Origin of the sequence: Streptomyces sp. NPDC050658 (genome assembly GCF_044457025.1) — a bacterium.
Classification (GTDB): Bacteria; Actinomycetota; Actinomycetes; order Streptomycetales; family Streptomycetaceae; genus Streptomyces.
Map to the genome: position 1 here is coordinate 248,380 of NZ_JBITGM010000001.1, position 18,125 is coordinate 266,504.

Here is an 18,125-nt window from a genome sequence, read left to right on the forward strand (position 1 = left end):
CGAGCCCCGCGAGGCCCTGTCCCCCGCCGGTCGTGCGGCAGATCGTTCCCTAAGATCACTCCGACGGCGGCCCCCAAGTACGGGCCTTCGGCAGGGGTTTGGCATATCCGCCGACGCGGCTCGTGGTGAGCCCGAGGCCGACGAGCGACTCGGCGAGCTTCACGGCGGCGGCCACACCGTCGACCACCGGCATGTCGAGGGCGGCGCCGACCTTCTCCTGCAGCCCGGTCATCCCGGCGCAGCCGAGCACCAGGACCTCCGCCCCGGCGTCCCGGGCCCGCTCGGCGGCGGCGAGGAAGGCTCGGAACGTGGTCTCGGCGTCGCCCAGGTCGAGCACGCCGAGCCCGGTCCCGACGACGGCCGCGCAGTTCCGCGCGACGCCCGCCGCGTGCAGGCTGTCCTCGATCTGGCCGCTGGCCCGGTCGAGGGTGGTGACGACGCCGTAGCGGCGGCCGAGCAGACAGGCCAGATGGGCGGCGGCCTCGGTGATGTCGACGACGGGCACGTCGAGCAGCTCCCGTGCGCCCTCGCGTCCGTGCTCGCCGAAGCCGGCCATGACCACGGCGTCGTACGGATCCTCGTACGTCCGCAAGGTGTCGAGGACGGCGGCCGCCGAGAGATAGCTGTCGAGCCACCCCTCGGCGGACTCCGGGCCCCAGGCCGGGGTGAGGCCGGTGATCGTGGTGCCGGGGGCGGCGGCGTCGCGGGCGCCGCGCACGATCTCCTCGGTCATCGACCCGGTCGTGTTGCAGTTGGTGACGAGGATGCGCACTAGCCCTCCACCTCGGCGGCCGAGGGTTCCGCCGCCACGGGCTCGGCCGTCCGCTCGGAGCGGCATAGCACGGCGTACAGGAGCGCGGCCGTGGCGGTCCCGATGAACCAGGAGTACGGGGCGACATAGTCGAAGAACGGCACCAGCGCGCACACCGCCGCGCAGCCCGCCGTCGGCAGGAAGGCCGCGAGCGCCTTCGGGTTGACGCCGTTCTTGTAGTAGTACGCCGATCCCGGCTCGGCCTTGAACAGGGCCTCGGTGTCGATGCGTCCGCGCTTCACCCAGAAGTAGTCGACCGCGATGATGCCGAACAGCGGCCCGAGGAAGGCGCCGAGGCCGCCGAGAAAGTAGTTGACGACGGTCGGGTTGGAGTAGAGGTTCCACGGTGTGACGAGCAGGGCCGCGACCGTGGAGATCAGTCCGCCGATCTTGAAGGTGATCTTCTGCGGCCAGACATTGGCCAGGTCGTACGCGGGTGAGACGAAGTTGGCGACGATGTTCACGCCCATCGTGGCGACGGCGAAGGTGAGCGCCCCGAAGATCAGCACCCAGGTGTTGCCGATCTCGGCGACCAGTTCGGCGGGGTCGGTGATGGCCTTGCCGAAGACCTCGAGGCTGCCCGCGGTGACGACGACCGAAAGGATCACGAAGGCCGTCGAGTTGATGGGCAGGCCCCAGAAGTTGCCGCGCTTGACGGTGCGGTAGTCGGGGGCGAAGCGCGAGAAGTCGCAGAAGTTGAGCATCAGCGTGCCGTACGTGGCGAGGATGAGGCCGATGGCCCCGAACCACTGCCGCACCTGCTCGCCGGTGGAGACCGGGTTCGGGGTGCTGGTGAGCGAGATGGTCCAGCCGGCCTTCCAGAGGATCCACACGGCGAGGGCGATCATCACGACCCAGATGGCGGGCCCGCAGAAGTCCTGGAACTTCCGTACGGATTCCATGCCTTGGGTCATGATCAGCCCCTGCACCAGCCAGAGGGCGACGAAGGAACACCAGCCGAGGGCGTGCAGGCCGAGGAAGGTGCCCTCGGTCCACGACTCCAGGCCCGGGAAGGCGGCGATGAGCATGACGTTGACCGCGATGGACGCCAGATAGGTCTGGATCCCGTACCACATGATGGCGATCACGGCCCGGATGAGGGCGGGGATATTGGCGCCCCAGACGCCGAAGCTGATGCGGCTGACGACGGGGAACGGCACGCCGTGGCGCTGACCGATGCGGCCCATCATGTTCATCCCGACATAGATGAGCACGAAGCCGACGAGGAGCGAGGTGAAGATCTGCCAGACGTTGAGTCCGAGCACCAACAGGCCTGCGGCGAAGGTGTAGTTGCCGAGGTTGTGGACGTCGGACATCCAGAGCGCGAAGAGGTCGAAGACCTTCCACTTGCGTTCGGCGGTGGGGGCGAGGTCTTCGTTGGTGAGCCGGGGGTCGGGGACGAAGTCCGGGGTCGTGCCGGGGGCGTCGGCGCGTTGGTCGAGGGACACGGGGCCTCCTGCGAGGGGGGACGGAGGTGCGGTGCTCGGGGACGGGGGTGCGGGTGCTCGGGGACGGGGGTATGGGGTGGGCGCTCGGGGACGGAGCGCAGGGGGAATGACGGCTTTGGTATACCAAGACTTGGTATACCAAAGTGCGGCCATACTCCCGCCGGGGAGGGCGCCCGGCAATGTCCGTACGGTTACGAATCGGTAAATCGATGCGGGGTTCGGCAATGATGGACCCCATGACGACCGTGGAGCAGCCGATCGGCGCCGTGCGCGAGCGCGTGCTCGCCGAGTTGCGGCAGGAGATCATCGCCGGGCACCTCGGCCCGGGGGACCGCCTGGTCGAACGGGAACTCGCCGACCGCCTCGGGGTGTCCAGGGTCCCGGTCCGCGAGGCGATCCGCGCGCTGGTGGCCGAGGGGTTCATCACCTTCGAGACGCCGCGCAGGACCGTCGTACGCCGACTGACCCGCACCGACGTGACCGAACTCTTCGAGCTGCGCGAGGCGTTGGAGGTCTACGCGGCGGGCCGCGCGGCGGAGCGGGCCACAAAGGAGGGCCTCGCGGAGCTGTCCGCGCTGCTCGACAGCGCGGCGAAGGCGACGCGGACGGCGGACGGGGAAGCGATCACGGACATCAACACCCGCTTCCACGACCGCCTCTTGGCCATGGCGGGCAACAGCCTGCTCACGTCCGTGATGGAGCCGGTGGACGGGCGGCTGCGCTGGATGACGCGGCGCAACGAGGAGTGGGCGCACCTTTTGACGGAGCATCAGGATCTGTACGAGGCGGTGGCCTCGGGCGACGCCGCACTGGCACGGGAGCGGGCCCTGGCCCACGTGCAGACCAACTACCGCTCCACGGTGCGGCACCTCTTCGGCGAGGAGTAGCGCGCACCCCCTCGGTGCCGCGTCTCAGCCCGTCCTGAACCGGTCCGTGGCCCGCACCAGCTCCTCCGCGATCCCCCGCGCCCCCGCGTTGTGCCCCGCGTCGTCGACGAGGACCAGCTCGCTGCCGGGCCACGCCTCCCGCAACCGCCACGGCACCCCCAGCAGATTCCCGAAGTCCAGGCTCCCCTGCACCATCACCCCCGGAATCCCGCCGAGCGAACCGGCGTCCCGCAGCACCACCTCGTCCCCGCCCAGCCAGTGGTCATGGGCGAAGTAGTGCGTGACGGTCCGGGCGAAGCCGGCCCGGAAGGCGGCGTCCTCGTACCGCGGCACCGACCTCGGCGGCGCCGGCACGAACGCCGTCTCCCAGTCGGTCCAGCTCCGGGCGGCGGCGGCCCGGACCTCCGCGTCGTCCGACGCCAGCAGCCGCTCGTACGCGGCGGCGAGATCCCCGTCCCGCTCCCCCTCCGGCACCCCGGCACGGAACGCCTCCCACGCCTCGGGAAAGAGCCGCCCGAGCCCGCGGGTCAGCAGCGCGACCTCCGCGCGGCTCCCCGTGGCGACCCCCGTGAGGACCACCTCCGAGACCCGGTCGGGATGCGTCTGCGCGTACCGCAGCCCCAGCACGGAACCGAACGACACGCCCCACACCAGCCACCGCTCGATCCGCAGATGGCGCCGCAGCAGCTCCAGATCGGCGATCAGATGCGGCATCGTGTTGACGCTCATGTCCGTCGCCGGATCGCTCGCACGCGGCGTGGAGCGCCCGGCGCCCCGCTGGTCCAGGAGCACGATCCGGTACGCGTCCGGGTCGAAGTACCGCCGGAAGAAGGGCGTACACCCGGAACCGGGTCCTCCGTGCAGCACCACCGCCGGTTTCCCCAGCGGATTGCCGCAGACCTCCCAGTACACGCGGTTGCCGTCACCGACGTCGAGCATGCCGTGGTCGTAGGGTTCGATGTCCGGATAGAGGCCCATCGCGGCACCCTAACCCCGCCCGGCACCCGGCCATGCTCCCGTCCCGGAAGGCCGCCTCAGCCCGCCTTCGCGTTCCGCATCCGCCCGTACGCGTACACGCAGCCCGCGAGCGCGAGGTCGGACAGCAGCATGAAGCCGATCGAGTACGAGTCCTTCGCACTGTAGATCGCGCCCATCACCAGCGGCGGCAGGAACCCGCCGAGCCCGCCCATCGCGCCGACGATGCCCGTGACGGAGCCGACCTGCGGCTGCGGGGTGACCTGCGAGACCAGGGCGAAGACGCTGCCGCTCGCCGTGCCGAGTCCCGCCGCCATGACCAGGAAGCAGATCGTGCCCATCGGGTCCAGCGCCGGGTCGAAGGCCTGCACGATGGCGAAGAGCGCGACCACCGCGAGGGCGACCGAGGTGACCGTGGCCGGATGGATGCGGTCGGAGAGCCAGCCGCCGATGGGCCGGAAGACGACGGTGACGAGCGCGAAACCGGCCGCCTTGGTGCCCGCGTCGGTGGGCGAGAGGTCGTACCAGGTCTTCAGATACGTCGGCAGATACACCCCGAAGGCCACGATCCCGCCGAATCCGATCGCGTACAGCGCGGACAGTTCCCAGGTGACCCGCAGCCGGCCGGCCCGCCCGAGCCGGGTGCCGAGGGAACTGGTGGGCACGGGCCGGTCCGGGCGGTCGGTGATGAACGCCGCGGCGAGCAGCGCGTACGCGGCGAGCGCGATCGCCACGACGACGAAGGGCAGCGTCTCGCCGTGCTTGGCGATCCGCGGCGTGAAGTATCCGGAGAGCGCCACTCCGCCCATGCCCATGCCGAAGACGCCGAGCGCGAAGCCCCGGTGGGCGGGCGGGAACCAGGAGTTGACCAGCGGGATGCCGATCGCGAACGTCGTACCGCCGAGTCCGAGCAGAAAGCCCACCGCGAGCATCGCGAGATAGCTGTTCCTGGCCGGGATGATCAGCAGCACCGGGACGATCGTGAGCGCCGAGACCAGCGGGAACATCAGCCGGGCGCCATAGCGGTCGGTGAGCGCGCCGACCGGCACCCGGCCCAGCGAGCCGACGATCACCGGCACCGCCACGAGGAGCGACTGCTCGAAGGAGCTCAGCCCAAGGCGGTCCTTGAAGTCGCTGCCGAGTGGCGCCACCAGGTCCCAGGCCCAGAAGGTGAGCGTGAAGCCGATGGTCGCCACCGCCAGATTGCGGTAGGCGGCGGCTGAAGGCTTGGCTGCGAGAGTCTCGTCCACTCCCCCACGCTAGGAATGATCACCCGGCTCGGCGCGCCCCGTTGGGCCGTACGGGTGCCCATACGGGTGGGCCCGTACGCCTCACGCAGATGGACCCGTACGCCTCACGTCACCGCCGCCCCCAGCGCCACGAACCCGCAGATCAGCACGAACAGGATGGCGAGGAGCGGCCAGACGAACCGCAGGTATTTGTCGTAGCCGACCTTCGCGAGCGCGACACCGCCGATGGTCACCGCCGTCGTCGGCACCCAGAGGTTCATCCACCCGCTGGCCGCCTGCCAGGCCGTGACGACGACCGAGCGGGAGACCCCGGCGAAGTCGGCGAGCGGCGCGAGGATCGGCATGGCGAGGGTCGCGTGGCCGGAGGTGGAGGGGATCAGGAAGGCGAGCGGCAGGTTCACGACGAAGATGATGATCGCGAAGAGTCCGGACGATGTGCCCTTCACGACGCCCTCGATGGAGTGCAGGACGGTGTCCGTGATCTTCGAGTTGTTCATGATCGTCGTGACCCCGCGGGCCAGCAGGATGACGAGCGCGGGCGATACGAAGTCGGCCGCGCCCTGGACGATCGTCGAGCTGAGCTTCTGCTCCCCCATCCGCGCCACGATCCCGACGAGTACGGCCGCGCACAGGAACAGCGCCGCCAACTGCGGGAAGGACCAGTCGAGTTCGAAACCGTACGGCTCGGCGTCCGCCTTGCCGGTGAGCGCGCTCGACCAGGGCACCACCGAGAAGATCATGAAGGCGAACACGAGGGCGGTGGTGACGAGCACCGCCTTGTGCAGGCGGGTCAGTTCGGGCACCTCGCCCGCGTCGGCGGCGGACTGCTCGCGGTCGCCCGGCAGGAACCCCGAGAGGGAACGCCCCGGATCCTTCTGTACGCGCTTGCCGTACCGGATGACATAGGCGACCGTGACCGCCGTCAGGACGATCCACATCGCGAAGCGGAGCACGATGCCGTCGCCGAGCGAGATGTCGGCGGCGGACGAGGCGACGCCCGTCGCGAAGGGGTTCACGGTCGAGCACAGCACCCCGACGCCCGCGCCGAGGATGATCGCGCCGACGGCGGTCATCCGGTCGTAGCCGAGCGCGAGCATCAGCGGCACGATCAGTCCGTAGAAGCCGAGCGTCTCCTCGGCGAAGCCCTCGACGGTGCCGAGGACGGAGAAGACGACCATGACGCCGGCGATGAGCAGCGCCCCGCGGTCGCGCAGCCGGTGCGCGAGCCGGCCGATGCCCCGGTCGAGGGCACCGGTCGCGAACACGACCGTGATGAAGGCCCCGATGGCGAGCACGAAGAGGAAGACTCCCGCGCTGCCGTACAGCGCGCCCACGTTGTCGGGCGCGACCAGGGACGTCTTCTCGTCCTGGATGCCGTAGAGGCCGTTGACGGGAGAGAGGAAGAGGTCGCCCAGGCGGTCGACGAAGGACTGGCCGGAGTCGACGCGGTGGTAGGTGCCCTGGACGGGGGCGCCCGAGTCGTTGCGGTCGTACTGACCCGCGGGGATGAGGAAGGCGAGCAGCCAGACGGCCACGGTGACGACCGCGAGGACGGTCAGCGCACTGGGGAAGGTGAACTTCCCTTTCCGCGGGGGCTCTTCGGTGTCGGGCTCGGCCCCGGTGTCGGTCACGCTCACGCGGCGCCGCCTCCGGCCTTGATGTCGGCGGCCTTGATGTCGGCGGCTTTGGGATCTGCGGCTTTGAGGTCTGTGGCTTTGAAGTCGGCGGCGTACTCGCGGACAAAGGCGCACATCGCGACGACCGTGTTGCGCAGCTCGGAGAAGAGGACGCGCTCGTTCGGGGCGTGCAGATTGCACATGCTGTCCTGAGCGCCGAAGAGCAGCACCTCGGCGCCGGGCGCCGCCTTCGCGAGACCGTTGACCAGCGGGATCGAGCCGCCGGTCGCGACGTACGAGGCCTCCTCGCCCCAGGCCTCCTTGAGCGCGGCGCGCGCCGCACGGTAGGCAGGGCCGCCGGTGGCCGCCTCGTAGCCGGGGCCCGTGTCGCCGGGCGTGACGGCGAGCGGGACGCCGAACGGCTTGAGCGAGCGCAGATGGTCGACCAGCCTCGCCTGTGCCTCCTTCGGGTCCTGCCGGGGGTGGAAGCGGAGGTTCAGCTTGGCCCGGGCGTAGGGCACGACGGCCGACGCGGCGTGCTCGACGCCGGGAGCGTCCAGGCCGATGACGGTGATCGCGGGGCCGCTCCAGAGCCGCTCGCCCAGGCTGCCGCTGCCGACCAGCGGCACCCCGTCCCGCACCCCGGCCAGCTCACGGAACTCCTCCTCCGTATAACTCGTCCCGCTCCAGTCCTCGCGCCGCAGCCCTTCGACGGCCACATCCCCGTGTACGTCGTGGAGGGTGGCCAGAGCCTTGAGCAGGACGACCAGTGCGTCGGGCGCCGCACCGCCGAACTCCCCGCTGTGGCGCGGCTCTTCAAGGGTGCGCACCTCGACGACCACCTCGCTGGCGCCGCGCAGCGCGGTGGTGAGCGTGGGGGTGCCGGGCCGGAGGTTGCCGAGGTCGGCGACGACCATCGCATCGCAGGCGAACCGCTCCGGATCGGTGGGCGGATAGTCGTCGAAGGCGCTGCCGTACTCCTCCTGCCCCTCGATGACGACCTTGATCCCGACCGGCGGGCGCCCCTCGTAGGCCCGCAGCATGCCCAGATGCGCGATGACGTTGGACTTGTCGTCCGCGATGCCGCGCGCCCGCAGACCCCCCTCGATCGGCGTCGGCTCGAAGGGCGGCGACTTCCACAGACTCTCGTCACCGGGCGGCTGCACGTCGTAGTGGCCGTAGAGCAGGACCGTCGGCGCGTCCGGGGACGGCGGCGGGATCTCTCCGTAGATCACGGGCGCGGTGTCCGGCAGCTCGAGCCGCTCGATGCCGGTCACACCCGCTCCCCGCAACAACTCGACGAGCAGATCGTGCGCCTCCCGCACCGGCTCGGCCGGGAAGCCGGGGAAGGCGATCGAGGGGATCGCGGCCAGCCGCTCGAGGTCGGCGCGCAACGCGTCCATCAGGTCATCGACGGTCTCTTCGGGCTTCACGGTCGGCACCCCTCGCTCTTCGTCCGGCTCTTCATCCCGCTATGCGGCGATCAGCCCGAATTATCGGACTCGGGGACGAAGTGATTCCGGACGGCTCGCCGGGCACGAGCCGATGCGGCACCGCTGCCGCACCGGCCCCCCACCCACCGCCCACGCACTAAAGTCGGGGCATGGCTTCGGAGACTGCGAGCGACGGCAAGGGCAACGGCGACGCGACCAACGCGGGCCCGGGCTCGGGCGGGGGCTCCGGCTCGGGCGGCGGTTCCGTGCGGGTCGACGCCTGGATCTGGTCCGTACGCCTGGTCAAGACCCGCTCGATGGGCGCGGCGGCCTGCAAGGGCGGCCATGTCCGGGTCAACGGCGAGCGAGTGAAGCCCGCTTACGGCGTCCACGTGGGCGACGAGGTACGGCTGCGGCACGCGGGCGGACGCGAACACGTCGTGGTCGTCAAGCGCCTCATCCGCAAGCGCGTCGGCGCCCCCGTGGCCGTCGAGTGCTACGTCGACAACAGCCCTCCCCCACCACCCCGCGAGGCAGTGGCCCCCGCCGGCGTACGCGACCGCGGCACAGGCCGCCCCACCAAGCGAGACCGCAGGGACATGGAGCGTCTACGGGGCTTCGAGGGCGCGTAGACCCGACCGACCCGCAACTCCGTCCAGCCCGCAGCCCCAGCCGGGCGGGGCCACGTGCGGGCGGGGCCACGTGTGGGAGTGACCCCAGGTGGGAGTGGCCGCGGGTGGGCCGAGCCATTGTCCGGCGGTGGCCACCCCTCAGGCGAGGCCACCGCCGGGCTGGGCGCGGGTGACCCGACCACCCACGGTCCGGCGAGCCCACCGCCGGGCCTGGCCTCATGTGGGCCGGCCACCGTTGAGCGAAGCCACCGCCGGGCGAAGCCAACCCGGCGAAGCCAACCCTCAGCCCGGCTGCTCAGCTGACCGCCACCGCCCGTACCCAGATCTCGTCCTCCGTCAGGTACTTGTCGACCTTCAGACCCGCCTCTGCCAGGGCCTCTTCGAACTGGTCCTTCGTCAGGGGGCGGGCCAGGAAGGTCTGGGTCCAGCGGGCGTCCGGGAAGATGTACTCCGCGTGCACCCTGTTCACCCCGTCGCCGACCGGGTCCGCCGACACGATCCGCACGGTGTAGCCGCCCGGATCGACCCGCTCCCTCGGCAGGTTCGTGTGGTAGTCCGCGCCCTCCCGCTGGATCAGGACACAGCCGCCGTCCGCGACATGCTTCCGGCAGGTCTCCAACATGCCGCGCCGCACCGCCAGATCGCCCTCGTGCACGAGGAACGAGCCGAGCATCACCACGTCGAACGTCTCGTCCAGGTCCAGCGACTCGATCGCGCTGCGCACCGTCCGCACCAGGCCGCCGACTCCCTCCGACCCGGCTCGCGCCTCGACCTTCTCCAACATCTCGGCCGACTCGTCCACCGCCGTCACCCGGAAGCCCCGCTGGATCAGCGGCCGGGTCACCCGCCCCGCCCCGCTGCCCAGTTCCAGGATGTGCGCCCCGGCCGGCACGGCGGCCTCGATGACGTCCGGCTCGTCCCCGACGGTCAGCCGGGTGTACAGATCCACCGCGCAGCCGTCCGGCGTGATCGCTCCAGGTCCCGTTCCCTCGTGTCCCTCACGCATCTCAGCAGTCATGCCCCGTCAACGAAGCGCCCCGCGGGCCCGTTCCCCCCTTCTCCTCCGCCGCGCCCGCTACAGCGGGAACCAGCCATGCCCTCCGTACCAATGCCCTCCCGCCCGCAGATGGTCCCCCACCGCCCGCTCCACGCTGGTCCGCCGCGGCAGTTCGGCCACGGGCAGGTCCCGGTCGCCGAAGATGAAGGCTATGGGGCCGCCGTCGTCCGGCTCCTCCTCATAGCCCTGAGCCGACCGGAATCGCTCCTGGAAGCGGACGATGTTCGATTCCGCGGGCAGATACCGCTTCAGCTGCGGGTCGAGCAGCCAGGAGTGGCACACGGCTGTCTCATATCGCTCCTCCGGGAAGTGCCGCGCGAAGAAATCCCGCGCAAGCGCCAGCGACCGGTCACACGCCTCCGGAGTCAACGGCCCCCGGAAGTCGGCTATATGGACGTTGAGACAGGGATCGCCCGGTCCCGCCGAGTGCCCCGCGCCGGCCGTCGCCCCTCCCATCCGCGCACCGAGGACGGCGCGCTGGAACTGCAGCCGGCCCAACTGATAGATCTCACCGCGGAAATGCAGGCTGAGCCACCCCGGCGCCTTGAGCCCGCGCCCACCGCGCGCCCTGCGGTGCACCGCCAGATGGCGGCCGAGGTCGGCGAGGGTGCGGCGCGAGACGTCGTCCGGGATGCCGCGGGCGCGGTGATAGGCCCGGACGTACGGCAGCGCCGCCACGTACACGAACAGGAAGAAGGAGCGCCCCAGCTCCCCCGACTCCTCGGGCAGCATCGGGATCCCGGGTCCCGCCCCCGGTCTCCCGATGTCCCGCACCAGCGCGGCGACGCAGCGGTCGAGCAGCCACTGCCCGTCCGGCTCCGCGAGGAGCCGCCCGCGCAGCGCCACCAGGCCATTGACCTCCTCGTGCGGCACGGACAGGTCGAGGAGCACCTCCGGCAGGTCGTCGGCGTCCGGCAGCGCCGCGCCCGCACTCGGCGCGCTCGCGCCCTCGAGATCCCGCAGCCACGCGGCGAGGCCCTCATCCGTCCTCGCACGATCATTCAGTACGTCCAGCACAGTCCTGCCCCCCGATCAGCGACACCGGCGACGCATGGGCATCGTCGGCACATCTACGATCTTGCGCCCTGCGGCCCTTCCGGACCACCACCCACGGGTGGATCCTGGAGGGTGGAGGGGTTGACCCCGCCCGGTGGAGAAGCGGGTGGAGAATCGGGGGGAGAGAGGGTGGAGATGACCCTCATGATGCGCACGGGCAGTGAACCGCTGACAGCGCGCAGCCCCCTGCGGATGCGCTTCTGGTTCAGCGTATGGGGCCTGTTCTGGGCGATGGCCGGCACCGCCGCCTTCGCGCTCGCGGGACGGCCGGGCTGGGCGGCGGCCTGCGGCGTGCTCTGCCTCGTCGTCACCGCCGACCTGGTGGTCGTCCTGCACCGCATCCACCAGGGCCCGCACTATCAGCCGGGCCGCGACATCCCGCCGTACGAACCGCCACGAGCGAGGTAGGGCCGAGCGAGGTAATGCCGGAGCAAGGCAGGGCCAGAGCGAGGCAGGGCTAGCCCTCGCCGCCCTCGAAGCGCGCCGCCGCCAGATACTCCGGCTGCGGGTCGAGCGCCGCCGCGAGGCGGAAGTGCCGCCGCGCCTGGTCCGGCTTGGCCGCGCGCTCATAGGTGCGGGCGAGCGCGAAGTGGGCGAACGCGTTGTCCGGCTCGCGCTCCAGGACGATGCTGAACTCCAGCTCGGCGGCGCGCAATTGGGCCGCCGCGAAGAAGGCGCGGGCCCTCAGCAGCCGCGCCGCCGTGTTCTCCGGGTGCGCCGCGATGACCGTGTCGAGCAGCTTCACCGCGCCTCGGGGATCGCGCGCGGCAAGGAGCTGCTCCGCCGCGCGGAAGTCGATGACATGGGTCTCCGGGGTATTTTCGGGCACGCGTGACTCCTTCCCTCGCTCCACTGTGTCAACGCCCTTCACGTGGAAGCGTATTCCGCCGCTTCCCGTGCGGGCGGGCGGCTCACAGCGCCACGACCAGCAGCACGAGCCCGAGGACGAACACCGCCGCGCCCGCGCCCACGAAGCCCCGGTCGATGCCCCTGCGCTCGTGGCCGAGCAGCACCGTCTCCCGGGGATCGTCACTGTCGTAGGCGATGCGCACCCGGTCGCCGGGAGCCAGCGGGCGCTTCCGGCTGCGCGGCACCGGCGACACCACCTCGACGACCCGTCCGTCTCCGGTCTCGAACTGCAGCGTCGGCCGCGTGGCCCCCGGCTGCACCGCCTTGACCAGGGCCCGCGCCACCTCTCCGGATTCGGTGATGCGCCGGGTGTGCCACAGGCCGTAGGCGCCGGCCAGCAGCGCGACCAGGCCGCCGACAGCGGTGAACACCGCCAGTACGACCACTGCCCCAGCCCCCTTCTAGGCCGCGCCCGCCCGCCGCGTCAGGTCCGCCCACACCGCGCCGACGCGCTGCTCCAGGCCCTCCAGCGGGCCGTCGTTGTCGATCACGATGTCGGCGATCTCCAGGCGCTTGCCGCGCGAGGCCTGGGCTGCCATCCGCGCGCGGGCGTCCTCCTCGCTCATGCCGCGCAGCCGCACCAGGCGGTCCAGCTGGGTCTCGGGGCTCGCGTCGACGACCACCACGAGGTCGTACAGCGGCGCGAGGCCGTTCTCCGCGAGCAGCGGAACGTCGTGTACGACCACCGCGTCGTCCGAGGCGGAGGCCTCCAGCTCGGCCGAGCGGGAGCCGACCAGGGGGTGCACGATCGCGTTCAGTACGGCCAGCTTGTCCGCGTCGGCGAAGACGATCGAGCCCAGCTTCGGCCGGTCCAGCGAGCCGTCCGGAGCGAGGACCTCCGGTCCGAAGGCCTCAACGACCGCCGCCAGACCGTCCGTTCCCGGCTCCACCACCTCGCGGGCGATCTTGTCGGCGTCGATCAGCACCGCTCCGGACGCGACGAGGAGCCGCGATACTTCACTCTTGCCGGCGCCGATACCGCCGGTCAGACCCACCTTCAGCATGACCGGCAGCTTAGGGGGTGACGTCAGACGTCGCCCTCCCGCTCGGCGAGGAAACGTTCGAATTCCTGGCCGATCTCGTCGGCCGACGGGATCTCCACGGGCTCGGCGAGCATATTGCCCCGATCCTGGGCGCCCGCGGCGGCGTCGTACTGGTGCTCAAGTCCCTGTATCAGGGAGACCAGTTCCTCGTCGCCCTCCTGGATCTGCCGGTCGATCTCGGTCTGCGTGCGGTGCGCCTCGGTACGCAGTCCGTGCGCGACGCCCGGCAGGACCAGGCCGGTCGCCGCGGTGATGGCCTCCAGGACGGTGAGGGCCGCGTCCGGGTAGGCGGAGCGCGCGATGTAGTGCGGCACGTGCGCGGCGACGCCCAGGACGTCGTGGCCCGCCTCCAGGAGGCGGTACTCGACGAGGGCCTCGGCGCTGCCCGGCACCTGCGCCTCGTCGAAGGGGCTGCGGTGGCCCGGCACCAGGTCGGTGCGGTTGCCGTGCGGGGTCAGGCCCACGGGGCGGGTGTGCGGCACGCCCATGGGGATGCCGTGGAAGTTCACGGAGAGGCGGACGCCGAGGCGCTCCACGATCTGCTGGACGGCGGCGGCGAAGCGCTCCCACTCGACGTCCGGCTCGGGTCCGGAGAGCAGCAGGAAGGGCGCTCCCGTGGCGTCCTGGACCAGCCGCACGTCGAGTGTGGGCTCCTCGTAGTCGGTCCAGCGCTCGCGCTTGAAGGTGAGCAGCGGGCGGCGCGCGCGGTAGTCGACGAGCCGGTCGTGGTCGAAGCGTGCCACGACCTGGCCGGGCAGGCTGTCCACGAGCCGCTCGACGATCTGGTCACCGGTCTCGCCCGCGTCGATGTACCCGTCGAAGTGGTAGAGCATCACCAGGCCCGCCGACTCCTGGGCGAGCGCCATGTCGACGACGGCAAGCCCCTTCGGCTCCCATGAGTACAAACCCTGCGGATCAAGCACTGTGACCGCCCCTCGCCTTCTGCATCGTGACTCGTAGTGCTCAACGCGCGCCGGGGCGAAGGCATTCCCTCCGCTCGGAGCGGGCGCGGCACGCCCCTTGGTCCATACCTTGACGCGGACATGGCACGCCTCTACGTTCAGAATGACATCCGAGGTTCACGTACAAGAACAGAGAGGGCACCCCCACATGCGCACCCGACGCACCCTGCTCATCTCCGCGCTCGCCGCGACAGCGGCCACCGGAGGCCTGGCCTTCGCGGCCACCGCCGCACCGGCCGCCGACGCCGCCGAGGTCATCGAGGTCTCCACGGCAGCCGAGCTCAAGTCCGCACTCACTGCCGCCTCCCCCGGCGACACGATCCACCTCGCCGACGGAACGTACTCAGGCAACTTCAAGACGAGTACGGCGGCGAGTTCGGGCTCCCGCATCACCCTGACCGGCTCCGCCAAGGCGGTGCTCACCGCGGGCGGCGGCTATGGGCTGCATCTGAACGGCGCCTCGTACTGGACGGTGAAGGGCATCACCGTCACCGGCGGCCAGAAGGGCATCATGATCGACTCCGCGAGGGGCGTCACCGTGGACACCGTCACGGTCCACGGCCTCGACATGGAGGGCGTCCACTTCCGGAAGTCGAGCAGCGACGGCGTCATCAAGAACTCGCGGATCTACGACACCGGGAACGACGGCAGGGGCATGGGAGAGGGCGTCTACGTAGGCAGCGCCAACACGCTCTCCGACAAGAGCGACAACGTACAGATCATCGGGAACACGATCGGCCCGGACGTCGGCGGCGAGGCGATCGACCTCAAGGAGGGCACGACGGGCGGCGAGGTCTCGGGCAACACGTTCGACGGCAAGGGCCTGACCGGCAACAACTACGACGACTCGTGGATCGACGTGAAGGGCAACGACTACGTGGTCGCGGACAACACCGGCAAGAACACCACGAACAACGGCTATGAGACCCACTCCCAGCAGTCGGGCTGGGGCTGCGGCACGGTCTTCCGCGACAACAAGTCGGATCTGACGGGCGCGACGGGCGACAAGCAGCTGGCGGTCAACGTGACGAACTACGGCGACAACTGCAGGACGACGGTGTACGCGAGCAACACGGTGACGGGCGGGAAGGGTCTGACGAACATCGGCGTGACGCCCTAAGGGCAACGTCCCGAAGGGACAAGTCCTTGGGGGCGCGGGGCCGTCACATCCTGCGGCTCCGCCGCGTGGGCGCGACAAGCCCCCACCGACCGACAGGTGACACACGACCCGCGCGAAGCGCAAGAAGGCGGGCCCGCCCCCAAAGGGTGCGGGCCCGCCTCTAACTACCTGCTAGCGCAGAGCTGGGGTCAGCTCTGACCGCCGGCAAGCTTCTCGCGCAGGGCGGCCAGCGCCTCGTCCGACGCCAGGGCGCCGGAGTTGTCGTCCGACTCCGAGGAGTAGGAACCACCGCTGCTGCTGCCACCGGCAGCCGGCGCGCCGGCGGAAGCCGGAGCGGCAGCGCCCTCGGCCTCGGCCTGGGCGTCGGCCTCGCGGGACTTGATGACCTGAGCCTGGTGCTGCTCGAAGCGCTGCTGCGCCTCGGCGTACTGGGTCTCCCAGGCCTCGCGCTGGGTCTCGTAGCCCTCGAGCCAGTCGTTGGTCTCGGGGTCGAAGCCCTCGGGGTAGATGTAGTTGCCCTGGTCGTCGTAGGACGCGGCCATGCCGTACAGGGTCGGGTCGAACTCGACGGCCGACGGGTCGGCACCGAAGGACTCGTTGGCCTGCTTGAGGCTCAGCGAGATCCGGCGACGCTCGAGGTCGATGTCGATGACCTTGACGAAGATCTCGTCGTTGACCTGGACGACCTGCTCCGGGATCTCCACGTGGCGCTCGGCCAGCTCGGAGATGTGGACCAGACCCTCGATGCCCTCGTCGACGCGCACGAACGCACCGAACGGAACGAGCTTGGTGACCTTACCGGGAACGACCTGCCCGATCTGGTGCGTGCGGGCGAACTGCTGCCACGGGTCTTCCTGCGTCGCCTTGAGCGACAGGGACACGCGCTCGCGGTCCATGTCCACGTCGAGAACCTCGACGGTGACCTCCTGGCCGACCTCGACAACCTCGGAGGGGTGGTCGATGTGCTTCCAGGAGAGCTCGGAGACGTGCACGAGACCGTCGACGCCGCCGAGGTCCACGAACGCACCGAAGTTGACGATCGAGGAGACGACGCCGGAGCGGACCTGGCCCTTCTGCAGGGTCGTGAGGAACGTCTGGCGGACCTCGGACTGGGTCTGCTCGAGCCAGGCACGGCGGGACAGGACCACGTTGTTGCGGTTCTTGTCCAGCTCGATGATCTTGGCCTCGAGCTCCTTGCCCACGTAGGGCTGGAGGTCGCGGACGCGGCGCATCTCGACGAGGGAGGCCGGCAGGAAGCCACGGAGGCCGATGTCGAGGATGAGACCACCCTTGACGACCTCGATGACGGTACCGGTGACGATGCCGTCTTCTTCCTTGATCTTCTCGATCGTGCCCCAGGCACGCTCGTACTGAGCGCGCTTCTTGGACAGGATCAGACGGCCTTCCTTGTCCTCCTTCTGGAGAACCAGGGCCTCGATCTCGTCACCAACGGCGACGACCTCGTTCGGGTCGACGTCGTGCTTGATGGAGAGCTCGCGGCTCGGGATGACGCCTTCGGTCTTGTAACCGATGTCGAGCAGGACCTCGTCCCGGTCGACCTTCACGATGACGCCGTCGACGATGTCGCCGTCGTTGAAGTACTTGATCGTCTCGTCGATCGCGGCGAGGAAGGCTTCCTCGTTACCGATGTCGTTGACCGCAACCTGCGGGGTGGTGGCGGTGGTCTCGGTGCTGCTCGTCATGTGGGAAAGGGCTCCGGTACGGACAGAGAGTCGTAGGTACTGCTAGCGCCGGAGCCGATTTCGCTCTGCATAAGCCGGACAGCCAAGGAAGCGCCTCTTTCACGTCTCCGGAGAAACGGAAGGCGCCTCGACAACCGAGGGGACTACAACAGACGCGAGCGCAGCCTGCTATGTCTGAGGAGCGCAGGCTCGCAGCGCAACTTGTAGCATACGGGGGCAGCCGGACAGGGTCAATGCGCGAAGGCGCACACCCGGGGCGGATCGCCGCATACCCGGCACAAAAGCTGTCGCATGAGGCCACAAGGGCCGCAGCGCGCTCTGCCGCGACACCTCCGGGGGTGTGTCCCGCTGCCCCGGACCGCGACGAGTCAGACGGAAGAGTACGACGATGGAGCCGATCATCCAAGAGTCCGAGCTGCCCGAGACGCCCGAACCGGAAGCCACCCGGCGTGACGCCGACGTCACGGAGAGCAGCCGTGCCAACCGTGGCTGGTGGGACAGGAACGCGGACGAGTACCAGATCGAGCACGGCACCTTCCTGGGCGACGACCGTTTCGTGTGGGGCCCCGAGGGGCTCGACGAGGTGGAGGCCGAGCTGCTCGGCCCGCCGGACGACCTGAAGGGCAAGGACGTCCTGGAGATCGGCGCGGGCGCCGCCCAGTGCTCGCGCTGGCTCGCCGCCCAGGGCGCCCGCCCGGTGGCCCTGGACCTCTCGCACCGCCAGTTGCAGCACGCGCTGCGGATCGGCGGCGGGGTGCCGCTGGTGGAGGCCGACGCCGGGGTGCTGCCGTTCCGGGACGGCTCCTTCGACCTCGCCTGCTCCGCCTACGGAGCGCTGCCGTTCGTCGCCGACCCCGTACTGGTCCTCAAGGAGGTGCGGCGCGTGCTGCGCCCCGGCGGCCGGTTCGTGTTCTCCGCGACGCACCCCATCCGCTGGGCCTTCCCCGACGAGCCGGGCCCGGAAGGCCTCTCCGTAGCGGCCTCCTATTTCGACCGCACTCCTTATGTGGAGCAGGACGAGCAGGGCAACGCCGTGTACGTGGAGCACCACAGGACGATCGGTGACCGGGTGCGGGACATCGTGGCCGCCGGCCTGCGTCTCGTCGACATCGTGGAGCCGGAGTGGCCCGCCTGGAACACCCAGGAGTGGGGCGGCTGGTCCCCGTTGCGCGGGAATCTGATCCCGGGGACGGCGATCTTCGTCTGCGAGCGGGACTGAACCG

The 18,125-nt window shown here is 70.3% G+C and carries 18 protein-coding genes; 5 read left to right on the forward strand and 13 right to left on the reverse strand.

Annotation, left to right across the window (positions count from 1 at the left end; all coding sequences use genetic code 11):
* Nucleotides 1–55: 55 nt before the first annotated feature.
* Nucleotides 56–772 carry an aspartate/glutamate racemase family protein gene (locus tag ACIBKX_RS01220; RefSeq protein ID WP_363272373.1) on the reverse strand — a complete coding sequence of 239 codons (717 nt, stop codon included), beginning with the start codon at nt 770–772 and terminating at the stop codon, nt 56–58.
* Complete coding sequence (locus tag ACIBKX_RS01225) at nt 772–2,259, reverse strand: NCS1 family nucleobase:cation symporter-1 (protein ID WP_363272374.1); 1,488 nt, start codon at nt 2,257–2,259, stop codon at nt 772–774. Before ACIBKX_RS01225 ends, ACIBKX_RS01220 begins: the two co-directional genes overlap by 1 nt.
* A 236-nt stretch (nt 2,260–2,495) precedes the next feature.
* On the opposite strand from ACIBKX_RS01225, the gene ACIBKX_RS01230 reads away from it, so the two are divergent.
* On the forward strand, nt 2,496–3,146 hold the full coding sequence (locus ACIBKX_RS01230; RefSeq protein WP_363272375.1) for a GntR family transcriptional regulator: 651 nt from the start codon (nt 2,496–2,498) through the stop codon (nt 3,144–3,146).
* Nucleotides 3,147–3,170: 24 nt separating this feature from the next.
* Here the strand turns inward: ACIBKX_RS01230 and pip are convergent, their stop codons facing one another.
* The 4 genes from pip to ACIBKX_RS01250 form a co-directional block, all read right to left on the reverse strand.
* Nucleotides 3,171–4,124, reverse strand: a complete 954-nt coding sequence (pip, locus tag ACIBKX_RS01235) for a prolyl aminopeptidase (RefSeq protein ID WP_363272376.1) — start codon at nt 4,122–4,124, stop codon at nt 3,171–3,173.
* 56 nt (nt 4,125–4,180) lie between these two features.
* Complete coding sequence (locus ACIBKX_RS01240; protein WP_363272377.1) at nt 4,181–5,371, reverse strand: MFS transporter; 1,191 nt, start codon at nt 5,369–5,371, stop codon at nt 4,181–4,183.
* A 104-nt stretch (nt 5,372–5,475) separates the two neighbouring features.
* Nucleotides 5,476–7,008, reverse strand: coding sequence for a Na+/H+ antiporter NhaC family protein (locus ACIBKX_RS01245; protein WP_363272378.1), 1,533 nt, complete (start codon nt 7,006–7,008; stop codon nt 5,476–5,478).
* A complete protein-coding gene (locus ACIBKX_RS01250; RefSeq protein WP_399375569.1) occupies nt 7,005–8,420 on the reverse strand; it encodes a M20/M25/M40 family metallo-hydrolase in 1,416 nt (471 codons plus the stop codon). Before ACIBKX_RS01250 ends, ACIBKX_RS01245 begins: the two co-directional genes overlap by 4 nt.
* A 170-nt stretch (nt 8,421–8,590) precedes the next feature.
* Here ACIBKX_RS01250 and ACIBKX_RS01255 point away from each other — a divergent pair, with 170 nt between their 5' ends.
* Nucleotides 8,591–9,052: an RNA-binding S4 domain-containing protein gene (locus ACIBKX_RS01255; protein WP_363272380.1), complete on the forward strand. Its 462-nt coding sequence runs from the start codon at nt 8,591–8,593 to the stop codon at nt 9,050–9,052.
* A gap of 295 nt (nt 9,053–9,347) precedes the next feature.
* Here ACIBKX_RS01255 and ACIBKX_RS01260 read toward each other — a convergent pair whose 3' ends face one another.
* Both ACIBKX_RS01260 and ACIBKX_RS01265 read right to left on the reverse strand, forming a co-directional pair.
* Entirely contained in the window at nt 9,348–10,070 is a 723-nt protein-coding gene (locus ACIBKX_RS01260; RefSeq protein WP_399375571.1) for a class I SAM-dependent methyltransferase, read from the reverse strand.
* 57 nt (nt 10,071–10,127) lie between these two features.
* Nucleotides 10,128–11,126, reverse strand: a complete 999-nt coding sequence (locus tag ACIBKX_RS01265) for an acyltransferase domain-containing protein (RefSeq protein ID WP_363272382.1) — start codon at nt 11,124–11,126, stop codon at nt 10,128–10,130.
* Between the two features lie 186 nt (nt 11,127–11,312).
* Here ACIBKX_RS01265 and ACIBKX_RS01270 point away from each other — a divergent pair, with 186 nt between their 5' ends.
* On the forward strand, nt 11,313–11,573 hold the full coding sequence (locus ACIBKX_RS01270) for a DUF6343 family protein (protein WP_363272544.1): 261 nt from the start codon (nt 11,313–11,315) through the stop codon (nt 11,571–11,573).
* A gap of 49 nt (nt 11,574–11,622) precedes the next feature.
* Here ACIBKX_RS01270 and ACIBKX_RS01275 read toward each other — a convergent pair whose 3' ends face one another.
* From ACIBKX_RS01275 to ACIBKX_RS01290, 4 genes are all read right to left on the reverse strand, one after another.
* On the reverse strand, nt 11,623–11,994 hold the full coding sequence (locus tag ACIBKX_RS01275) for a tetratricopeptide repeat protein (RefSeq protein ID WP_363272383.1): 372 nt from the start codon (nt 11,992–11,994) through the stop codon (nt 11,623–11,625).
* 82 nt (nt 11,995–12,076) lie between these two features.
* Nucleotides 12,077–12,460: a DUF3592 domain-containing protein gene (locus ACIBKX_RS01280; protein ID WP_363272384.1), complete on the reverse strand. Its 384-nt coding sequence runs from the start codon at nt 12,458–12,460 to the stop codon at nt 12,077–12,079.
* Nucleotides 12,461–12,475: 15 nt separating this feature from the next.
* Entirely contained in the window at nt 12,476–13,078 is a 603-nt protein-coding gene (gene coaE / locus ACIBKX_RS01285) for a dephospho-CoA kinase (protein ID WP_363272385.1), read from the reverse strand.
* 23 nt (nt 13,079–13,101) lie between these two features.
* Nucleotides 13,102–14,040 (reverse strand): PAC2 family protein, encoded by a 939-nt coding sequence (locus ACIBKX_RS01290; protein ID WP_363272386.1) that lies wholly within the window; start codon nt 14,038–14,040, stop codon nt 13,102–13,104.
* Between the two features lie 187 nt (nt 14,041–14,227).
* Between ACIBKX_RS01290 and ACIBKX_RS01295 the strand changes: the two genes are divergently transcribed.
* Nucleotides 14,228–15,199: a right-handed parallel beta-helix repeat-containing protein gene (locus ACIBKX_RS01295; protein WP_363272387.1), complete on the forward strand. Its 972-nt coding sequence runs from the start codon at nt 14,228–14,230 to the stop codon at nt 15,197–15,199.
* A gap of 188 nt (nt 15,200–15,387) precedes the next feature.
* On the opposite strand, the gene rpsA is transcribed toward ACIBKX_RS01295, so the two are convergent.
* The gene (rpsA, locus tag ACIBKX_RS01300) at nt 15,388–16,902 is read right to left on the reverse strand and encodes a 30S ribosomal protein S1 (RefSeq protein ID WP_363272388.1); all 1,515 of its coding nucleotides are present in this window, start codon (nt 16,900–16,902) and stop codon (nt 15,388–15,390) included.
* 388 nt (nt 16,903–17,290) lie between these two features.
* Here rpsA and ACIBKX_RS01305 point away from each other — a divergent pair, with 388 nt between their 5' ends.
* Nucleotides 17,291–18,121: a class I SAM-dependent methyltransferase gene (locus tag ACIBKX_RS01305; protein WP_363272389.1), complete on the forward strand. Its 831-nt coding sequence runs from the start codon at nt 17,291–17,293 to the stop codon at nt 18,119–18,121.
* Nucleotides 18,122–18,125: the final 4 nt, after the last annotated feature.

What these genes read in the sequence shown, in the direction of transcription:
- ACIBKX_RS01260 (WP_399375571.1), bottom strand. Translation starts at nt 10,070, where the DNA reads ATGACTGCTGAGATGCGTGAGGGACACGAGGGAACGGGACCTGGAGCG.
- rpsA (WP_363272388.1), bottom strand. Translation starts at nt 16,902, where the DNA reads ATGACGAGCAGCACCGAGACCACCGCCACCACCCCGCAGGTTGCGGTC.
- coaE (WP_363272385.1), bottom strand. Translation starts at nt 13,078, where the DNA reads ATGCTGAAGGTGGGTCTGACCGGCGGTATCGGCGCCGGCAAGAGTGAA.
- ACIBKX_RS01255 (WP_363272380.1), top strand. Translation starts at nt 8,591, where the DNA reads ATGGCTTCGGAGACTGCGAGCGACGGCAAGGGCAACGGCGACGCGACC.
- pip (WP_363272376.1), bottom strand. Translation starts at nt 4,124, where the DNA reads ATGGGCCTCTATCCGGACATCGAACCCTACGACCACGGCATGCTCGAC.
- ACIBKX_RS01230 (WP_363272375.1), top strand. Translation starts at nt 2,496, where the DNA reads ATGACGACCGTGGAGCAGCCGATCGGCGCCGTGCGCGAGCGCGTGCTC.
- ACIBKX_RS01295 (WP_363272387.1), top strand. Translation starts at nt 14,228, where the DNA reads ATGCGCACCCGACGCACCCTGCTCATCTCCGCGCTCGCCGCGACAGCG.
- ACIBKX_RS01305 (WP_363272389.1), top strand. Translation starts at nt 17,291, where the DNA reads ATGGAGCCGATCATCCAAGAGTCCGAGCTGCCCGAGACGCCCGAACCG.
- ACIBKX_RS01270 (WP_363272544.1), top strand. Translation starts at nt 11,313, where the DNA reads ATGCGCACGGGCAGTGAACCGCTGACAGCGCGCAGCCCCCTGCGGATG.